This is a genomic window from Photobacterium atrarenae (assembly GCF_024380015.1).
GTDB classification, from domain to species: Bacteria; Pseudomonadota; Gammaproteobacteria; order Enterobacterales; family Vibrionaceae; genus Photobacterium; species Photobacterium atrarenae.
This window is the reverse complement of the sequence record NZ_CP101508.1, coordinates 23,112-43,356: the sequence shown is the minus strand read 5'-3', so window position 1 is coordinate 43,356 and position 20,245 is coordinate 23,112. Positions and strand designations below refer to the sequence as shown.

The window sequence follows — 20,245 nt, the reverse complement described above, 5'->3', positions numbered from 1 at the left end:
TTTTTTACATTTGTGACCACGTATGTGTGATAAGAAAGCCCGCATCATGCGCGCAACCGAAAAATTATTGGCGGACTATGGGTTTCACGGCCTGTCAATGCAGATGGTCGCCAGAGAAGCCGGGGTCGCAACAGGGACGATTTATCGCTACTTCGAAGATAAACAAGACCTGCTGCACCAGCTCTACGACCATATTCTGTCCCGGGTGGCCCAGTTGGTCACCCAGAACGTTACCGATGACATGCCACTGAAAGAACGTTTCCGTACCATGTGGCTGAATATCTGGGCAATGGCGTATCAGGAAGATGCCCCGCTGATCAATCGTGGTCAGTTCGAGAACCTGCCCCGGCGTAACACCCTGGAGCAGCAACAGCTCGAACAAAAACTGTTTTCCAAAGTGCATCGCCTGTTTGAAGAAGGCAAAGCCCAGGGGCTGTTGAAACCGCTCGACAACGAAATACTCAGTGTACTCGGCCTTGAGCCCAGTGCATGTCTGGCACGTAAACACCTAACCGGTGTCCTGCATGTTGATGAGAAAAGCCGAGAGGCGGCTCTCGAAGCCTGCTGGGATGCCATAACACAGCATGACTAAAGCAACTCCGGAGCACACCACACAATGAAAAAATGGATAGTAATGCTATTTCTCGCACTGCTGCTGTTTGGAACCGTTATCGGTTTCAACCTGTTTAAGCAGCAAAAGATAGCGGAATACATGGCCAATATGCCGGAGCCGGAATTTCCGGTCACGGTGATGGAAGCGATGCCTGCTGACTGGGTGCCGGCGATTGAAGCCATCGGCTTTATCGAACCAAATCAAGGGGTCACCATCACCACGGAAGTCTCCGGCGTGATCGACAAAATTGACTTTGAATCCGGGGCGACCGTGAAAGCCGGTCAACCACTGGTCTACCTGGACTCCTCGGTGGAAAAAGCCAACCTGAAAAGTTCCGAGGCTCGCCTGCCAGCAGCCAAGGCCAAATATATTCGCTACCAGGGTCTGTACAAAAAAGGGTCGATCTCGAAAGAAGCGTATGATGATGCAGAAGCATCCTACTTCTCTCTGTCAGCCGATATTGAAAGCCTGAAAGCAACCATCGGTCGCCGGACCATCAAAGCGCCGTTCGACGGTGTGGTCGGCCTGCGCAACGTCTATCTGGGCCAGTATATCCAGCCAGCCGATGACATTGTTCGCCTCGAAGATACCACCCTGATGCGCCTGCGCTTTACTGTGCCGCAAACCGATATCTCAGATATCCACCTCGGTCAGGATGTGGAGATTTTTGTCGACGCATACCCGGAAACCCCGTTCAACGGCAAAATCAGCGCAATTGAACCGGCAGTCAACTTCCAGAGTGGCCTGGTTCAGGTACAAGCTGATATCCCGAATAACAACGGCCAGCTGCGCAGCGGGATGTTCGCCCGGGCAAATATCATCCTGCCGACCCAGGAAAACCAGGTGATCCTGCCACAGACCGCAATCACCTTCACCTTGTACGGCGATAATGTCTACCTGGTGAACAAAGGTGATCAGGGTGAGCTGCGCGTTCGTCAGTCCGTCGTCAAAACCGGCGAGCGGAAAGGAGCGAGCGTACATGTACTTGAAGGTGTCCAAGCCGGTGATATGGTGGTCACGTCAGGTCAGGTTCGCCTGAGTAATAACGCCAAAGTGCGCATTGTCGAAAGCAATGCCCTGGAAGTGCCTGCTGAAACCCCAATGCTATAATCCGGAGGATTAATGCGTTTTACTGATGTTTTTATTAAACGTCCTGTCCTGGCAGTCTCGATCAGTTTTCTGATTGCCCTGCTCGGCCTGCAAGCCATTTTCAAAATGCAGGTACGAGAATACCCGGACATGACCAATACGGTTGTCACCGTCACAACCGGCTACTACGGGGCCAGTGCTGACCTGATCCAGGGCTTTATTACCCAGCCGCTGGAGCAGGCCATTGCACAGGCCGATAACATCGACTTCATGACCTCATCTTCGGTGCTGGGAAGCTCGACTATCACGGTCACCATGAAGCTCAATACAGATCCGAATGCCGCCCTGGCGGATATTCTGGCCAAGACCAACTCGGTACGCTCCCAACTGCCGAAAGAGGCTGAGGATCCAACCGTCACCATGTCGACCGGCTCGACAACGGCAGTGATGTATATCGGCTTTACCAGTGACGAACTGGCCTCAAGCCAGATCACTGACTACATGGAACGAGTAATCAACCCGCAGTTCTTCACCGTCAACGGGGTATCCAAAGTCGACTTGTACGGCGGAATGAAATATGCCCTGCGCGTCTGGTTAGACCCGGCTAAAATGGCTGCTTATAACCTGACTGCATCAGACGTGATGAACGTCCTGAATGCCAACAATTACCAGTCGGCGACCGGTCAGGCAATTGGCGAATACGTACTCTATAACGGCACCGCAGAAACCCAGGTGACGAACACCGATGATCTGGAAAAGCTGGTCGTCTCGACCCAGGATGGCCAGGTGATCCGCCTCGGCGACATTGCCAAGGTCACCCTGGAGAAAAGTCATGATGCCTACCGGGCTTCAGCCAACGGCCGGGAAGCTGTGGTAGCTGCGATTAATGCGACACCAAGCGCCAACCCGATCAACATCGCTGCGGATATCCGCGAACTGCTACCTGAGCTGCAACGGAACATGCCAAGCAACATCCAGATGGACATCCTGTATGACTCCACCATCGCGATCAATGAGTCAATCAACGAGGTAATCAAGACCATCGCCGAAGCAGCGCTGATCGTTCTGGTGGTGATCACCCTGTTCCTCGGCTCATTCCGCGCCGTGATTATCCCGATTGTTACCATTCCGCTGTCGCTGATCGGCGTTGCCATGGTGATGCAGAGCTTCGGTTTCTCCTGGAACCTGATGACCCTGCTGGCGATGGTACTGGCCATCGGTTTGGTGGTCGATGATGCAATCGTGGTACTGGAAAACGTCGACCGTCACATCAAACTGGGTGAATCACCGTTCCGGGCTGCGATTATAGGCACCCGGGAAATTGCCGTACCGGTGATTGCGATGACCCTGACCCTGGGTGCGGTATATGCGCCGATTGCGATGATGGGCGGGATCACCGGCTCCCTGTTCAAGGAATTTGCCCTGACCCTGGCCGGTGCGGTCTTCGTCTCTGGGATTGTGGCCCTGACCCTGTCGCCGATGATGTGTTCAAAAATGCTCAAAGCCCATGAAAAGCCAAGCAAGTTTGAATCATCCGTGCACGACTTCCTTGATCGAATGACCAACCGCTATACCAAGATGCTGAGCGGGATCATGAAAATGCGCCCGGTGGTGATTGTATTTGCAGTGATCGTATTTGCCAGTCTGCCGATGTTGTTCCGCTTTATTCCAAGTGAGCTGGCACCGGCGGAGGACAAAGGGGTACTGATGCTGATGGGTACCGCCCCATCCAATGCCAACCTGGACTACATCCAGAACTCCATGGCCCAGGTCAACCAAATGCTGGCCGATCAACCGGAAGTGGCTTTCTCCCAGGTTTTCTCCGGCGTTCCAGCCTCCAACCAGGCGTTTGGTATCGCCTCTATGGTACCTTGGAGTGAGCGCGAAGCCAGTCAGGCGGAAGTAGTTGAGCGCGTCACCGGGCTGGTCAAAGATGTGCCGGAGATGGCGATCACAGCCTTCCAGATGCCGGAGCTACCGGGTGCCGGCTCAGGTCTGCCGCTGCAGTTCGTCATCACCACGCCGAACCACTTCGAGAGCCTGTTCCAGGTCGCAACTGACATTCTGGCGGATGTAAAAAGCAACCCGATGTTTGTCTACTCCGATTTGGATCTGAACTATGATTCGGCGACGATGAAGATCCGCATCGACAAAGACAAGGCCGGTGCGTACGGCGTCACCATGCAGGATATCGGGATCACCCTGAGCACCATGATGGCAGATGGCTACGTCAACCGGATTGACCTAGACGGCCGCTCCTATGAAGTGATCCCGCAGGTCGAGCGCAAGTACCGCCTCAACCCGGAATCTCTGAATGGCTTCTATGTTCGTGCCGCCGATGGCAAATCTATTCCGCTGGGCAGCCTTGTGACCATCGATGTCATTGCGGAGCCACGTGCACTGCCGCACTTCAACCAGCTCAACTCAGCGACCATTGGTGCCGTACCAGCACCAGGCACGGCAATGGGCTCGGCGATCGACTGGTTCATCAGCGATGCCGCAGAGAAACTACCGGCAGGTTACCAATACGACTTCATGGGAGAGTCACGCCAGTTCGTTACCGAAGGTAACGCACTGTTCGTCACCTTTGGCTTGGCGCTGGCGATCATCTTCCTAGTCCTGGCGATCCAGTTCGAGTCCCTGCGTGATCCGCTGGTAATTATGGTCTCGGTGCCGCTGGCAATCTGTGGCGCACTGATTGCGCTGTCTTGGGGCGCAGCATCGATGAACATCTACTCACAAGTCGGTCTCATCACCCTAATTGGCCTGATCACCAAACACGGAATCCTGATCTGTGAGGTCGCCAAGGAAGAGCAGTTGCATCATCAAAAAGATCGCATGGCGGCCGTTATGGAAGCAGCCAAAGTCCGTCTGCGTCCGATCCTGATGACCACGGCAGCGATGATTGCTGGTCTGATCCCACTGCTGTACGCCACCGGCGCCGGGGCTGCGCAGCGCTTTAGTATCGGGATCGTGATTGTCTCCGGCCTGGCGATTGGGACCCTGTTTACTCTGTTCGTCCTGCCGGTGATTTACACTTATCTGGCCAGCGTTCACAAGCCACTGCCAATTTTTGTCGAGGACAAAGATCTGGAAAAGCTTAAGCGGGCTGACGAAGCGCGTAATGCATTGAAAGCCCAGGACGTTGTTTAATCGACATCCATCTCACGAGGCCGCCGCGTGCGGCCTTTTTTATTTTCGATTATCGACGACAACCCTAACAGATTTGCATAAAATAACGACAACAAATTGAAAGCCGTTACGGAGTTAACACCGCGATGTTTGATCCAAAGAAACTTGAGCAGGTCGCCAAACAGATCCACGATTCTATGCCACAGCCGGTCAAAGAGCTGGGCAATGATGTTGAGCACAAAGTGCGTCAGGTCATCCAGGGACAGCTAAGTAAACTAGACATGGTCAGCCGCGAAGAGTTTGATGTCCAAACTCAGGTGCTGCTGCGCACCCGCCAGAAACTGACGGAAATGGAGCAGAAACTGGCAGTGCTTGAAGCCAAGCTCGATGAAAAAGATCAGGACTAACCCTGTTCAACATGCCTAACATAAGAAAGGCTTGGTGTCTCCACCAAGCCTTTTTCATCTCTGTACCGTGGCCAACGTTGTCCGTCAGCCACAACACGATGGATTTAGTCACCCACGGCAATGCGCTTCATGTCAGTCATGTAGCCGCGCAGCTCCTGACCAATCCACTCTACCGGATGGTTACGTATGGCTTCATTGACATCAATCAACTGCTGGTTGTCCACCTGGTTCGAGGTTTCACCCAGACCTTTGCCGATCACATCGGTTTTCACAGACGGCATGAACTTCTCGCGCAGCAGTGGCGTCGCCACATTGGCAAACAGGTAGTTGCCGTACTCCGCCGTATCGGAGATCACCACGTTCATTTCGTACAGACGCTTACGAGCGATGGTGTTGGCGATAAGCGGCAGCTCATGCAGCGACTCATAGTACGCCGACTCATCAATAATCCCGGAAGCCGTCATGGCTTCAAACGCTAACTCCACCCCGGCACGAACCATGGCAATCATCAGAATACCGTTATCAAAGTACTCCTGCTCGGCAATCTTCACATCCGATTCCGGGTAGTTCTCAAACGCTGTTTCCGCCGTTTCAGCACGCCAACCCAGCAGGTTCGTATCATCATTGGCCCAGTCCGCCATCATGGTGGCAGAAAATTCACCCTCGATGATGTCATCCATGTGCTTGTTGTATAGCGGGCGCAGCAGGGTTTTCAGTTCTTCAGACAACTCATAGGCTTTGATTTTAGCCGGGTTCGACAGGCGATCCATCATATGGGTGATGCCACCAAACTTCAGTGCCTCGGTAATGGTTTCCCAGCCAAATTGCAGCAATTTACCAGCGTAGCCCGGGTCGACGCCTTCGGCGACCATTTTCTCATAGCAGACAATCGAGCCGGCTTGCAGCATGCCACACAGAATGGTCTGCTCGCCCATCAGGTCAGATTTTACTTCCGCAACGAAAGATGACTCCAGAACACCGGCACGATGACCACCGGTTGCCGCCGCCCAGGCTTTGGCAATCTCCAACCCTTCATCTTGTGGATCATTTTCCGGGTGAACCGCAATCAAAGTCGGTACGCCGAAACCACGTTTGTATTCTTCACGGACTTCAGTGCCCGGGCACTTCGGCGCCACCATCACCACGGTAATATCCGGACGGATCTGCATTCCTTCTTCAACAATGTTGAAACCGTGTGAGTAACCCAGTGCTGCCCCTTGTTTCATCAGCGGCATCACCGTCTCCACCACGTTGGTGTGCTGTTTGTCTGGGGTCAAGTTCACCACCAAGTCCGCTTGCGGGATCAGTTGCTCATAGCTCCCTACTTCAAAACCGTTTTCTTTGGCATTCTTGTACGACTGACGCTGCTCATTAATCGCCGCCTGGCGCAGTGCATACGCCACATCGAGACCTGAGTCACGCATGTTCAGCCCCTGGTTCAGACCTTGGGCACCACAGCCGACAATCACAATTTTTTTGCCTTTCAGGTAATCGGCTTCCGTTGCAAACTCAGCGCGATCCATAAAGCGGCAGCGGCCCAGCTGATCTAACTGCTGGCGTAGGTTTAGGGTATTGAAGTAATTCGCCATTTTTATGCTCCATCAAGACTTAATTCCGTGGCAAAGAAAGCGTTTTCCTTTGCATTGATTTGATAATAGATCAGGGTATAAATTGCCTAAAGTGATATATTAACAATCACTACTTGCGTTTATTGCAACATGGATGAGCAATGGATATTAAGCATCTCAACTATTTTCTGCATTTGTGTGACAGCCGGAATTTCAGCAAAACGGCCACCGCAGTCCATATCAGTCCCTCGGCGCTGAGCCGGATCATTCAGCGGCTGGAAGATGAGATCGGCCAGGCACTGTTTATCCGCAATAATAAAGCCGTGACCCTGACGCCGGCCGGCGAAACCTTATTGCCGGTGGCGATGCAAATTGTCACCGAGTGGCAAACCATCAAGACGACATTGCGCGATGATGCAACTTTGCTCAAAGGCAAACTGACCCTGTTCTGCTCTGTCACCGCCAGTTACAGCCACCTGCCCGATCTCCTGGCGCGATTTCGCCAGCAATATCCCAATATCGAAATTCAGCTGATCACCGGCGACCCGGCCCAGGCGATTGAAAAGGTGTTAGATGGCAGTGCAGACATTGCCATTGCTGCCAAAGAGGACAGAATGGCTACCTCTCTGGCCTTCAAACCCATCGACAACGTCTCTTTGTCCGTGATCGCGCCAAAATTTAACCCGACCGGGACAAGCTTTCTCGGTGAACAAGTCGACTGGGCCCACACCCCCCTGATCCTGCCAGAATCCGGTACCGCCCGTACCCTGGCCAACCAATGGTTGGCTGCCAAGCATATCCGGCCAAATATTTACGCCCAGATTTCCGGCCATGAAGCTATTGTCAGTATGGTCGCGCTTGGATACGGTATCGGGGTCGCACCCGATGTAGTGATCGATAACAGTCCGGTGAAAGAGAAAGTTGATCGCCTGAAGTCCGAGTCCATTGCAGCCATGGAGCTGGGGCTGTGTTGCCTGAAAAACCGCGCTGCAGAGCCCCTGCTCAAAGCCATGTTTGAACTCGTTGGCTAAGACAACGCTGTTTAGCCAATCAAAGTAAATAAGTGATCAGAAATAGCGCTGGAAAAATGTTTGAGAACAAGGCGGAATTTTTAGATAAGTAGTTATTCTACAATCAAAAATTCTAGCGCAGTTATCGAGCGTTTGAACAAGCTAGGATGAGCAGTTATTTACTGCGATTGGTATAACAGGTCAAACAGATGTGCTCACGGGAATGAATTGACCTGACCTATTAATTTTCCAGAATGGTATGACAGGTATAAAAACCCCAAGCATTTCTGCTTGGGTTTAGTGTAAATGGCGGAGCGGACGGGAATCGAACCCGCGATTGCCTTCGGCAGCGTGACAGGCCGCTGCTTTCAAGGTAAAGAAGCTAACCAACTGAACTACCGCTCTTGTACTGTGCATACAAAAATCCCCAGCATTCCTGCTAGGGACTTGATAATTGGCGGAGTGGACGGGACTCGAACCCGCGACCCCCGGCGTGACAGGCCGGTATTCTAACCAACTGAACTACCACTCCGCACTAAATTGGAAGCCTGGCGATGTCCTACTCTCACATGGGGAGGCCCCACACTACCATCGGCGCTGTTACGTTTCACTGCTGAGTTCGGCATGGGATCAGGTGGGTCCATAACGCTATGGTCGCCAAGCAAATTCTGTTTATCTTACGCCTTCGGCGGAAGATACAATCTCGGAAAATCTGACCAGTGTTCTCAAACACGTCATTCAAGTGCTTGCGGAGTCCGTACTTCGTAAACAAAACCCCTTGGGTGTTGTATGGTTAAGCCGCACGGGCAATTAGTACAGGTTAGCTCAACGCCTCACAGCGCTTACACACCCTGCCTATCAACGTCGTAGTCTACGACAACCCTTCAGAAGGCTTGAAGCCTTGGGGATGACTCATCTTGAGGCTCGCTTCCCGCTTAGATGCTTTCAGCGGTTATCGATTCCGAACTTAGCTACCGGGCAATGCGTCTGGCGACACAACCCGAACACCAGCGGTTCGTCCACTCCGGTCCTCTCGTACTAGGAGCAGCCCCTCTCAATCATCCAACGCCCACGGCAGATAGGGACCGAACTGTCTCACGACGTTCTAAACCCAGCTCGCGTACCACTTTAAATGGCGAACAGCCATACCCTTGGGACCGACTTCAGCCCCAGGATGTGATGAGCCGACATCGAGGTGCCAAACACCGCCGTCGATATGAACTCTTGGGCGGTATCAGCCTGTTATCCCCGGAGTACCTTTTATCCGTTGAGCGATGGCCCTTCCATTCAGAACCACCGGATCACTATGACCTGCTTTCGCACCTGCTCGAACCGTCATTCTCGCAGTCAAGCGGGCTTATGCCATTGCACTAACCTCACGATGTCCGACCGTGATTAGCCCACCTTCGTGCTCCTCCGTTACGCTTTGGGAGGAGACCGCCCCAGTCAAACTACCCACCAGGCACTGTCCGCAACCCCGATAAGGGGCCGACGTTAGAACATCAACACTACAAGGGTGGTATTTCAAGGTCGGCTCCACAGATACTGGCGTACCTGCTTCGAAGCCTCCCACCTATCCTACACATGTAGGGTCAATGTTCAGTGCCAAGCTGTAGTAAAGGTTCACGGGGTCTTTCCGTCTAGCCGCGGGTACACAGCATCTTCACTGCGATTTCAATTTCACTGAGTCTCGGGTGGAGACAGCGTGGCCATCATTACGCCATTCGTGCAGGTCGGAACTTACCCGACAAGGAATTTCGCTACCTTAGGACCGTTATAGTTACGGCCGCCGTTTACCGGGGCTTCGATCAAGAGCTTCTCCGAAGATAACCCCATCAATTAACCTTCCGGCACCGGGCAGGCGTCACACCGTATACGTCATCTTTCGATTTTGCACAGTGCTGTGTTTTTAATAAACAGTTGCAGCCACCTGGTATCTGCGACTGCCAGCAGCGCCAAGAGCAAGTCTCTTTACCGCCGGCAGCGTACCTTCTCCCGAAGTTACGGTACCATTTTGCCTAGTTCCTTCACCCGAGTTCTCTCAAGCGCCTTGGTATTCTCTACCCGACCACCTGTGTCGGTTTGGGGTACGATTCCTTGCTATCTGAAGCTTAGAGGCTTTTCCCGGAAGCATGGCATCAATGACTTCAGCACCGTGGTGCCTCGACATCAGGTCTCAGCCTTGTAATCCCGGATTTGCCTAAGATTACAGCCTACACCCTTGAACCTGGACAACCGTCGCCAGGCCCACCTAGCCTTCTCCGTCCCCCCATCGCAATAGCAAGAAGTACGGGAATATTAACCCGTTTCCCATCGACTACGCCTTTCGGCCTCGCCTTAGGGGTCGACTCACCCTGCCCCGATTAACGTTGGACAGGAACCCTTGGTCTTCCGGCGAGGAGGTTTTTCACCCCCTTTATCGTTACTCATGTCAGCATTCGCACTTCTGATACCTCCAGCATGCCTTACAGCACACCTTCAACGGCTTACAGAACGCTCCCCTACCCAATACATAAAATGCATTGCCGCAGCTTCGGTGTATCGCTTAGCCCCGTTAAATCTTCCGCGCAGGCCGACTCGACCAGTGAGCTATTACGCTTTCTTTAAATGATGGCTGCTTCTAAGCCAACATCCTGGCTGTCTGAGCCTTCCCACATCGTTTCCCACTTAGCGATAACTTTGGGACCTTAGCTGGCGGTCTGGGTTGTTTCCCTCTCCACGACGGACGTTAGCACCCGCCGTGTGTCTCCCGGATAGTACTTACTGGTATTCGGAGTTTGCAAAGGGTTGGTAAGTCGGGATGACCCCCTAGCCTTAACAGTGCTCTACCCCCAGTAGTATTCGTCCGAGGCGCTACCTAAATAGCTTTCGGGGAGAACCAGCTATCTCCAGGTTTGATTGGCCTTTCACCCCTAGCCACAAGTCATCCGCTAATTTTTCAACATTAGTCGGTTCGGTCCTCCAGTGCGTGTTACCGCACCTTCAACCTGCCCATGGCTAGATCACCTGGTTTCGGGTCTAATCCCAGCAACTGCACGCCCAGTTAAGACTCGGTTTCCCTACGGCTCCCCTATACGGTTAACCTTGCTACTGAAATTAAGTCGCTGACCCATTATACAAAAGGTACGCAGTCACACCCGAGGGTGCTCCTACTGCTTGTACGTACACGGTTTCAGGTTCTGTTTCACTCCCCTCACAGGGGTTCTTTTCGCCTTTCCCTCACGGTACTGGTTCACTATCGGTCAGTCAGGAGTATTTAGCCTTGGAGGATGGTCCCCCCATCTTCAGACAAGATAACACGTGTCCCGTCCTACTCGTTTTCACCTTAAATGCGTTGTCGGCTACGGGGCTATCACCCTGTCTCGCGGCACTTTCCAGAGCCTTCACCTGACGCATAAAAAGCTTAAGGGCTAATCCGGTTTCGCTCGCCGCTACTGCCGGAATCTCGGTTGATTTCTCTTCCTCGGGGTACTTAGATGTTTCAGTTCCCCCGGTTCGCCTCAATACGCTATGAATTCACGTATTGATAACTGCTGCTGCAGCTGGGTTTCCCCATTCGGAAATCGTAGACTCAAGTGGCTCTTACTGCCTCATCTACGCTTATCGCAAGTTAGTACGTCCTTCATCGCCTCTGACTGCCCAGGCATCCACCGTGTACGCTTAGTCACTTAACCATACAACCCCAAGGGGTCTGTATCGCAAACGACCAAGGTTTCCATCAATGACTTGACGGATTAGTTTGTTTTGCCGGACTCTTCTCTCTTTTATTTCACTTTTTGAAAAAGTGAAGACAAAAGCCAAGACACTTGAATGTGTATTGCTTGAGAACTCGTTCCACCTTGCGGTGAAACAATAATTTCAATTCATTCGCCGTGATGACGAACCAATCGAATTTACTAGTCAGCTTTCCAGATTGTTAAAGAGCATGTGTTTCGTTATCTCCGCAGAGATAAAACACTTTCTAACGACACTCGCAAGTGTGTTTAGAAAGTGGTGGAGCTAGGCGGGATCGAACCGCCGACCTCTTGCATGCCATGCAAGCGCTCTCCCAGCTGAGCTATAGCCCCAAAAGCTTGTTCTTTTCTAAGACAAGGCATGAAGTGAGGACGTTTAGTTCACTAAACGACGAGCTTCATAACGAAGTATTAAGAAAGAATGGTGGGCGATACCGGGCTCGAACCAGTGACCCCCTCCTTGTAAGGGAGGTGCTCTCCCAACTGAGCTAATCGCCCACATAAAGTGGTATTTTCCAGCTTCATTTCGTTAGCGGTGACGCGAGATTTGAACCGAGAAGCGCAGTGTGCAATCGCACATGAGCATCGCAGGTATCAAATCTAGCGAACAAGCTAGAAATGAATCAGAAAATGGTGGGTCGTGCAGGATTCGAACCTGCGACCAATTGATTAAAAGTCAACTGCTCTACCAACTGAGCTAACGACCCGTGGCGTCCCATAGGGGAGTCGAACCCCTGTTACCGCCGTGAAAGGGCGGTGTCCTAGGCCTCTAGACGAATGGGACTTTGGTTTCTAAGTTTGGGCACTTAGAAAAACATGTTCTTTCTATTTCGACCAGGCAATCTGTGTGGACACTGCATCAAACAATGTGTCATATCGTTAAGGAGGTGATCCAGCCCCAGGTTCCCCTAGGGCTACCTTGTTACGACTTCACCCCAGTCATGAACCACACCGTGGTAAACGCCCTCCCGAAGGTTAAGCTATCTACTTCTGGTGCAGCCCACTCCCATGGTGTGACGGGCGGTGTGTACAAGGCCCGGGAACGTATTCACCGTGGCATTCTGATCCACGATTACTAGCGATTCCGACTTCATGGAGTCGAGTTGCAGACTCCAATCCGGACTACGACGCACTTTTTGGGATTCGCTCACTATCGCTAGCTCGCCGCCCTCTGTATGCGCCATTGTAGCACGTGTGTAGCCCTACTCGTAAGGGCCATGATGACTTGACGTCGTCCCCACCTTCCTCCGGTTTATCACCGGCAGTCTCCCTGGAGTTCCCACCCGAAGTGCTGGCAAACAAGGATAAGGGTTGCGCTCGTTGCGGGACTTAACCCAACATTTCACAACACGAGCTGACGACAGCCATGCAGCACCTGTCTCAGAGTTCCCGAAGGCACCAAAGCATCTCTGCTAAGTTCTCTGGATGTCAAGAGTAGGTAAGGTTCTTCGCGTTGCATCGAATTAAACCACATGCTCCACCGCTTGTGCGGGCCCCCGTCAATTCATTTGAGTTTTAATCTTGCGACCGTACTCCCCAGGCGGTCTACTTAACGCGTTAGCTCCGAAAGCCAGAATTCAAGACCCCAGCCTCCAAGTAGACATCGTTTACGGCGTGGACTACCAGGGTATCTAATCCTGTTTGCTCCCCACGCTTTCGCATCTGAGCGTCAGTCTTTGTCCAGGGGGCCGCCTTCGCCACCGGTATTCCTTCAGATCTCTACGCATTTCACCGCTACACCTGAAATTCTACCCCCCTCTACAAGACTCTAGCCTGCCAGTTCCAAATGCGATTCCGAGGTTGAGCCCCGGGCTTTCACATCTGGCTTAACAAGCCGCCTGCATGCGCTTTACGCCCAGTAATTCCGATTAACGCTCGCACCCTCCGTATTACCGCGGCTGCTGGCACGGAGTTAGCCGGTGCTTCTTCTGTCGCTAACGTCAAACAACCAGGCTATTAACCTGGCCGCCTTCCTCACGACTGAAAGTGCTTTACAACCCGAAGGCCTTCTTCACACACGCGGCATGGCTGCATCAGGGTTTCCCCCATTGTGCAATATTCCCCACTGCTGCCTCCCGTAGGAGTCTGGACCGTGTCTCAGTTCCAGTGTGGCTGATCATCCTCTCAGACCAGCTAGAGATCGTCGCCTTGGTGAGCCGTTACCTCACCAACCAGCTAATCTCACCTGGGCTAATCCTGACGCGAGAGGCCCGAAGGTCCCCCTCTTTGCTCCGAAGAGATTATGCGGTATTAGCCATCGTTTCCAATGGTTATCCCCCACATCAGGGCATATTCCCAGGCATTACTCACCCGTCCGCCGCTCGCCGCCCTTAACGTTCCCCGAAGGTTCAGTTAAGTCGCTGCCGCTCGACTTGCATGTGTTAGGCCTGCCGCCAGCGTTCAATCTGAGCCATGATCAAACTCTTCAATTAAAGTTTTGTTGTTTCCGAAGAAACGGCTCAGTGATTACTGATAAATTGACTGTGCCGATACCTAAGTATCGATTTGGTCACTCAGTTCACTGATAAATCTTTTGACTATCATTCCACGAGTGCCCACACAGATTGCATGGTCAAATTGTTAAAGAACGTTGACTTTCAGTGCCTTGGCGATTTCCGCTTCAGCAAGTCAGGAGGCGTATAATACGCTTTTCTGATATCCAGTCAAGACAAAATTTTCATCTTTTTTCGCGGTTGGCGAAACAGTAAAAACCTTCTGTTGACGTCGCTCACATTGCAACCAGTCGGAGCGAAAGAAAAGCCCGCTGTATCCAGCGGGCTCTCTCAATTGGAAGCCTGGCGATGTCCTACTCTCACATGGGGAGGCCCCACACTACCATCGGCGCTGTTACGTTTCACTGCTGAGTTCGGCATGGGATCAGGTGGGTCCATAACGCTATGGTCGCCAAGCAAATTCTGTTTATCTTACGCCTTCGGCGGAAGATACAATCTCGGAAAATCTGACCAGTATTCTCAAACACTCCATTCAAGTGCTTGCGGAGTCCGTACTTCGTAAACAAAACCCCTTGGGTGTTGTATGGTTAAGCCGCACGGGCAATTAGTACAGGTTAGCTCAACGCCTCACAGCGCTTACACACCCTGCCTATCAACGTCGTAGTCTACGACAACCCTTCAGAAGGCTTGAAGCCTTGGGGATGACTCATCTTGAGGCTCGCTTCCCGCTTAGATGCTTTCAGCGGTTATCGATTCCGAACTTAGCTACCGGGCAATGCGTCTGGCGACACAACCCGAACACCAGCGGTTCGTCCACTCCGGTCCTCTCGTACTAGGAGCAGCCCCTCTCAATCATCCAACGCCCACGGCAGATAGGGACCGAACTGTCTCACGACGTTCTAAACCCAGCTCGCGTACCACTTTAAATGGCGAACAGCCATACCCTTGGGACCGACTTCAGCCCCAGGATGTGATGAGCCGACATCGAGGTGCCAAACACCGCCGTCGATATGAACTCTTGGGCGGTATCAGCCTGTTATCCCCGGAGTACCTTTTATCCGTTGAGCGATGGCCCTTCCATTCAGAACCACCGGATCACTATGACCTGCTTTCGCACCTGCTCGAACCGTCATTCTCGCAGTCAAGCGGGCTTATGCCATTGCACTAACCTCACGATGTCCGACCGTGATTAGCCCACCTTCGTGCTCCTCCGTTACGCTTTGGGAGGAGACCGCCCCAGTCAAACTACCCACCAGGCACTGTCCGCAACCCCGATAAGGGGCCGACGTTAGAACATCAACACTACAAGGGTGGTATTTCAAGGTCGGCTCCACAGATACTGGCGTACCTGCTTCGAAGCCTCCCACCTATCCTACACATGTAGGGTCAATGTTCAGTGCCAAGCTGTAGTAAAGGTTCACGGGGTCTTTCCGTCTAGCCGCGGGTACACAGCATCTTCACTGCGATTTCAATTTCACTGAGTCTCGGGTGGAGACAGCGTGGCCATCATTACGCCATTCGTGCAGGTCGGAACTTACCCGACAAGGAATTTCGCTACCTTAGGACCGTTATAGTTACGGCCGCCGTTTACCGGGGCTTCGATCAAGAGCTTCTCCGAAGATAACCCCATCAATTAACCTTCCGGCACCGGGCAGGCGTCACACCGTATACGTCATCTTTCGATTTTGCACAGTGCTGTGTTTTTAATAAACAGTTGCAGCCACCTGGTATCTGCGACTGCCAGCAGCGCCAAGAGCAAGTCTCTTTACCGCCGGCAGCGTACCTTCTCCCGAAGTTACGGTACCATTTTGCCTAGTTCCTTCACCCGAGTTCTCTCAAGCGCCTTGGTATTCTCTACCCGACCACCTGTGTCGGTTTGGGGTACGATTCCTTGCTATCTGAAGCTTAGAGGCTTTTCCCGGAAGCATGGCATCAATGACTTCAGCACCGTAGTGCCTCGACATCAGGTCTCAGCCTTGTAATCCCGGATTTGCCTAAGATTACAGCCTACACCCTTGAACCTGGACAACCGTCGCCAGGCCCACCTAGCCTTCTCCGTCCCCCCATCGCAATAGCAAGAAGTACGGGAATATTAACCCGTTTCCCATCGACTACGCCTTTCGGCCTCGCCTTAGGGGTCGACTCACCCTGCCCCGATTAACGTTGGACAGGAACCCTTGGTCTTCCGGCGAGGAGGTTTTTCACCCCCTTTATCGTTACTCATGTCAGCATTCGCACTTCTGATACCTCCAGCATGCCTTACAGCACACCTTCAACGGCTTACAGAACGCTCCCCTACCCAATACATAAAATGCATTGCCGCAGCTTCGGTGTATCGCTTAGCCCCGTTAAATCTTCCGCGCAGGCCGACTCGACCAGTGAGCTATTACGCTTTCTTTAAATGATGGCTGCTTCTAAGCCAACATCCTGGCTGTCTGAGCCTTCCCACATCGTTTCCCACTTAGCGATAACTTTGGGACCTTAGCTGGCGGTCTGGGTTGTTTCCCTCTCCACGACGGACGTTAGCACCCGCCGTGTGTCTCCCGGATAGTACTTACTGGTATTCGGAGTTTGCAAAGGGTTGGTAAGTCGGGATGACCCCCTAGCCTTAACAGTGCTCTACCCCCAGTAGTATTCGTCCGAGGCGCTACCTAAATAGCTTTCGGGGAGAACCAGCTATCTCCAGGTTTGATTGGCCTTTCACCCCTAGCCACAAGTCATCCGCTAATTTTTCAACATTAGTCGGTTCGGTCCTCCAGTGCGTGTTACCGCACCTTCAACCTGCCCATGGCTAGATCACCTGGTTTCGGGTCTAATCCCAGCAACTGCACGCCCAGTTAAGACTCGGTTTCCCTACGGCTCCCCTATACGGTTAACCTTGCTACTGAAATTAAGTCGCTGACCCATTATACAAAAGGTACGCAGTCACACCCGAGGGTGCTCCTACTGCTTGTACGTACACGGTTTCAGGTTCTGTTTCACTCCCCTCACAGGGGTTCTTTTCGCCTTTCCCTCACGGTACTGGTTCACTATCGGTCAGTCAGGAGTATTTAGCCTTGGAGGATGGTCCCCCCATCTTCAGACAAGATAACACGTGTCCCGTCCTACTCGTTTTCACCTTAAATGCGTTGTCGGCTACGGGGCTATCACCCTGTCTCGCGGCACTTTCCAGAGCCTTCACCTGACGCATAAAAAGCTTAAGGGCTAATCCGGTTTCGCTCGCCGCTACTGCCGGAATCTCGGTTGATTTCTCTTCCTCGGGGTACTTAGATGTTTCAGTTCCCCCGGTTCGCCTCAATACGCTATGAATTCACGTATTGATAACTGCTGCTGCAGCTGGGTTTCCCCATTCGGAAATCGTAGACTCAAGTGGCTCTTACTGCCTCATCTACGCTTATCGCAAGTTAGTACGTCCTTCATCGCCTCTGACTGCCCAGGCATCCACCGTGTACGCTTAGTCACTTAACCATACAACCCCAAGGGGTCTGTATCGCAAACAACCAAGGTTTCCATCAATGACTTGACGGATTAGTTTGTTTTGCCGGACTCTTCTCTCTTTTATTTCACTTTTTGAAAAAGTGAAGACAAAAGCCAAGACACTTGAATGTGTATTGCTTGAGAACTCGTTCCACCTTGCGGTGAAACAATAATTTCAATTCATTCGCCGTGATGACGAACCAATCGAATTTACTAGTCAGCTTTCCAGATTGTTAAAGAGCATGTGTTTCGTTATCTCCGCAGAGATAAAACACTTTCTAACGACACTCGCAAGTGTGTTTAGAAAGTGGTGGAGCTAGGCGGGATCGAACCGCCGACCTCTTGCATGCCATGCAAGCGCTCTCCCAGCTGAGCTATAGCCCCAAAAGCTTGTTCTTTTCTAAGACAAGGCATGAAGTGAGGACGTTTAGTTCACTAAACGACGAGCTTCATAACGAAGTATTAGGAAAGAATGGTGGGCGATACCGGGCTCGAACCAGTGACCCCCTCCTTGTAAGGGAGGTGCTCTCCCAACTGAGCTAATCGCCCACATAAAGTGGTATTTTCCAGCTTCATTTCGTTAGCGGTGACGCGAGATTTGAACCGAGAAGCGCAGTGTGCAATCGCACATGAGCATCGCAGGTATCAAATCTAGTGAACAAGCTAGAAATGAATCAGAAAATGGTGGGTCGTGCAGGATTCGAACCTGCGACCAATTGATTAAAAGTCAACTGCTCTACCAACTGAGCTAACGACCCGTGGCGTCCCATAGGGGAGTCGAACCCCTGTTACCGCCGTGAAAGGGCGGTGTCCTAGGCCTCTAGACGAATGGGACTTTGGTTTCTAAGTTTGGGCACTTAGAAAAACATGTTCTTTCTATTTCGACCAGGCAATCTGTGTGGACACTGCATCAAACAATGTGTCATATCGTTAAGGAGGTGATCCAGCCCCAGGTTCCCCTAGGGCTACCTTGTTACGACTTCACCCCAGTCATGAACCACACCGTGGTAAACGCCCTCCCGAAGGTTAAGCTATCTACTTCTGGTGCAGCCCACTCCCATGGTGTGACGGGCGGTGTGTACAAGGCCCGGGAACGTATTCACCGTGGCATTCTGATCCACGATTACTAGCGATTCCGACTTCATGGAGTCGAGTTGCAGACTCCAATCCGGACTACGACGCACTTTTTGGGATTCGCTCACTATCGCTAGCTCGCCGCCCTCTGTATGCGCCATTGTAGCACGTGTGTAGCCCTACTCGTAAGGGCCATGATGACTTGACGTCGTCCCCACCTTCCTCCGGTTTATCACCGGCAGTCTCCCTGGAGTTCCCACCCGAAGTGCTGGTAAACAAGGATAAGGGTTGCGCTCGTTGCGGGACTTAACCCAACATTTCACAACACGAGCTGACGACAGCCATGCAGCACCTGTCTCAGAGTTCCCGAAGGCACCAAAGCATCTCTGCTAAGTTCTCTGGATGTCAAGAGTAGGTAAGGTTCTTCGCGTTGCATCGAATTAAACCACATGCTCCACCGCTTGTGCGGGCCCCCGTCAATTCATTTGAGTTTTAATCTTGCGACCGTACTCCCCAGGCGGTCTACTTAACGCGTTAGCTCCGAAAGCCAGAATTCAAGACCCCAGCCTCCAAGTAGACATCGTTTACGGCGTGGACTACCAGGGTATCTAATCCTGTTTGCTCCCCACGCTTTCGCATCTGAGCGTCAGTCTTTGTCCAGGGGGCCGCCTTCGCCACCGGTATTCCTTCAGATCTCTACGCATTTCACCGCTACACCTGAAATTCTACCCCCCTCTACAAGACTCTAGCCTGCCAGTTCCAAATGCGATTCCGAGGTTGAGCCCCGGGCTTTCACATCTGGCTTAACAAGCCGCCTGCATGCGCTTTACGCCCAGTAATTCCGATTAACGCTCGCACCCTCCGTATTACCGCGGCTGCTGGCACGGAGTTAGCCGGTGCTTCTTCTGTCGCTAACGTCAAACAACCAGGCTATTAACCTGGCCGCCTTCCTCACGACTGAAAGTGCTTTACAACCCGAAGGCCTTCTTCACACACGCGGCATGGCTGCATCAGGGTTTCCCCCATTGTGCAATATTCCCCACTGCTGCCTCCCGTAGGAGTCTGGACCGTGTCTCAGTTCCAGTGTGGCTGATCATCCTCTCAGACCAGCTAGAGATCGTCGCCTTGGTGAGCCGTTACCTCACCAACCAGCTAATCTCACCTGGGCTAATCCTGACGCGAGAGGCCCGAAGGTCCCCCTCTTTGCTCCGAAGAGATTATGCGGTATTAGCCATCGTTTCCAATGGTTATCCCCCACATCAGGGCATATTCCCAGGCATTACTCACCCGTCCGCCGCTCGCCGCCCTTAACGTTCCCCGAAGGTTCAGTTAAGTCGCTGCCGCTCGACTTGCATGTGTTAGGCCTGCCGCCAGCGTTCAATCTGAGCCATGATCAAACTCTTCAATTAAAGTTTTGTTGTTTCCGAAGAAACGGCTCAGTGATTACTGATAAATTGACTGTGCCGATACCTAAGTATCGATTTGGTCACTCAGCTCACTGATAAATCTTTTTTGACTATCATTTCACGAGTGCCCACACAGATTGCATGGTCAAATTGTTAAAGAACTTGTTTTCACAACGTTTCTTGCGAACCGTTTATCGTGACAACGGAGGCGCATTATAGGGAGATATTTCATCGGCGCAAGGGGTGATTTTAATTTTTTTCATCAAAAGCCACCAAGCGAAC

6 protein-coding genes, 9 tRNA genes and 6 rRNA genes are annotated in these 20,245 nt (G+C 52.2%); 5 read left to right on the top strand and 16 right to left on the bottom strand.

The features are described 5' to 3' along the window. Window positions 1-46: 46 nt before the first annotated feature. The 4 genes from NNL38_RS00205 to ubiK all read left to right on the top strand — a co-directional run bounded on the left by NNL38_RS00205 (window position 47) and on the right by ubiK (window position 5,241). On the top strand, window positions 47-592 hold the full coding sequence (locus tag NNL38_RS00205) for a TetR/AcrR family transcriptional regulator (RefSeq protein ID WP_255389042.1): 546 nt from the start codon (window positions 47-49) through the stop codon (window positions 590-592). A 24-nt stretch (window positions 593-616) separates the two neighbouring features. Further along, window positions 617-1,723: an efflux RND transporter periplasmic adaptor subunit gene (locus NNL38_RS00200; protein ID WP_255389041.1), complete on the top strand. Its 1,107-nt coding sequence runs from the start codon at window positions 617-619 to the stop codon at window positions 1,721-1,723. A gap of 12 nt (window positions 1,724-1,735) precedes the next feature. Beyond that, window positions 1,736-4,855, top strand: a complete 3,120-nt coding sequence (locus NNL38_RS00195; RefSeq protein WP_255389040.1) for a multidrug efflux RND transporter permease subunit — start codon at window positions 1,736-1,738, stop codon at window positions 4,853-4,855. Between the two features lie 125 nt (window positions 4,856-4,980). Continuing rightward, the gene (gene ubiK, locus NNL38_RS00190) at window positions 4,981-5,241 is read left to right on the top strand and encodes a ubiquinone biosynthesis accessory factor UbiK (RefSeq protein WP_255389039.1); all 261 of its coding nucleotides are present in this window, start codon (window positions 4,981-4,983) and stop codon (window positions 5,239-5,241) included. 104 nt (window positions 5,242-5,345) lie between these two features. On the opposite strand, the gene ilvC is transcribed toward ubiK, so the two are convergent. Then, window positions 5,346-6,830 carry a ketol-acid reductoisomerase gene (gene ilvC / locus NNL38_RS00185; RefSeq protein WP_255389038.1) on the bottom strand — a complete coding sequence of 495 codons (1,485 nt, stop codon included), beginning with the start codon at window positions 6,828-6,830 and terminating at the stop codon, window positions 5,346-5,348. A gap of 140 nt (window positions 6,831-6,970) precedes the next feature. Here ilvC and ilvY point away from each other — a divergent pair, with 140 nt between their 5' ends. Beyond that, window positions 6,971-7,840 carry an HTH-type transcriptional activator IlvY gene (ilvY, locus tag NNL38_RS00180; protein ID WP_255389036.1) on the top strand — a complete coding sequence of 290 codons (870 nt, stop codon included), beginning with the start codon at window positions 6,971-6,973 and terminating at the stop codon, window positions 7,838-7,840. 434 nt (window positions 7,841-8,274) lie between these two features. On the opposite strand, the gene NNL38_RS00175 is transcribed toward ilvY, so the two are convergent. From NNL38_RS00175 to NNL38_RS00105, 15 genes are all read right to left on the bottom strand, one after another. Continuing rightward, window positions 8,275-8,351: transfer RNA gene (locus NNL38_RS00175), tRNA-Asp, on the bottom strand. 14 nt (window positions 8,352-8,365) lie between these two features. After that, a 5S ribosomal RNA gene (gene rrf, locus NNL38_RS00170) occupies window positions 8,366-8,481 on the bottom strand. Between the two features lie 127 nt (window positions 8,482-8,608). Further along, a 23S ribosomal RNA gene (locus NNL38_RS00165) occupies window positions 8,609-11,493 on the bottom strand. A gap of 317 nt (window positions 11,494-11,810) precedes the next feature. Further along, window positions 11,811-11,886, bottom strand: a tRNA-Ala gene (locus NNL38_RS00160). 89 nt (window positions 11,887-11,975) lie between these two features. Next, a tRNA-Val gene (locus NNL38_RS00155) sits at window positions 11,976-12,051 on the bottom strand. A 133-nt stretch (window positions 12,052-12,184) separates the two neighbouring features. Beyond that, window positions 12,185-12,260: transfer RNA gene (locus NNL38_RS00150), tRNA-Lys, on the bottom strand. A 1-nt stretch (window position 12,261) separates the two neighbouring features. Beyond that, a tRNA-Glu gene (locus NNL38_RS00145) sits at window positions 12,262-12,337 on the bottom strand. A gap of 96 nt (window positions 12,338-12,433) precedes the next feature. Next, a 16S ribosomal RNA gene (locus NNL38_RS00140) occupies window positions 12,434-13,985 on the bottom strand. A gap of 361 nt (window positions 13,986-14,346) precedes the next feature. After that, window positions 14,347-14,462: ribosomal RNA gene (gene rrf / locus NNL38_RS00135) — 5S ribosomal RNA — on the bottom strand. 127 nt (window positions 14,463-14,589) lie between these two features. Further along, window positions 14,590-17,474: ribosomal RNA gene (locus tag NNL38_RS00130) — 23S ribosomal RNA — on the bottom strand. A gap of 317 nt (window positions 17,475-17,791) precedes the next feature. Further along, window positions 17,792-17,867, bottom strand: a tRNA-Ala gene (locus NNL38_RS00125). An 89-nt stretch (window positions 17,868-17,956) separates the two neighbouring features. Then, window positions 17,957-18,032, bottom strand: a tRNA-Val gene (locus NNL38_RS00120). Between the two features lie 133 nt (window positions 18,033-18,165). Beyond that, window positions 18,166-18,241 (bottom strand) — tRNA-Lys (locus tag NNL38_RS00115). 1 nt (window position 18,242) lies between these two features. Then, window positions 18,243-18,318 (bottom strand) — tRNA-Glu (locus tag NNL38_RS00110). 96 nt (window positions 18,319-18,414) lie between these two features. Then, window positions 18,415-19,966, bottom strand: a 16S ribosomal RNA gene (locus tag NNL38_RS00105). Together the 16S, 23S and 5S rRNA genes with 9 tRNA genes alongside form the textbook arrangement of a ribosomal RNA operon. Window positions 19,967-20,245 lie beyond the last annotated feature (279 nt).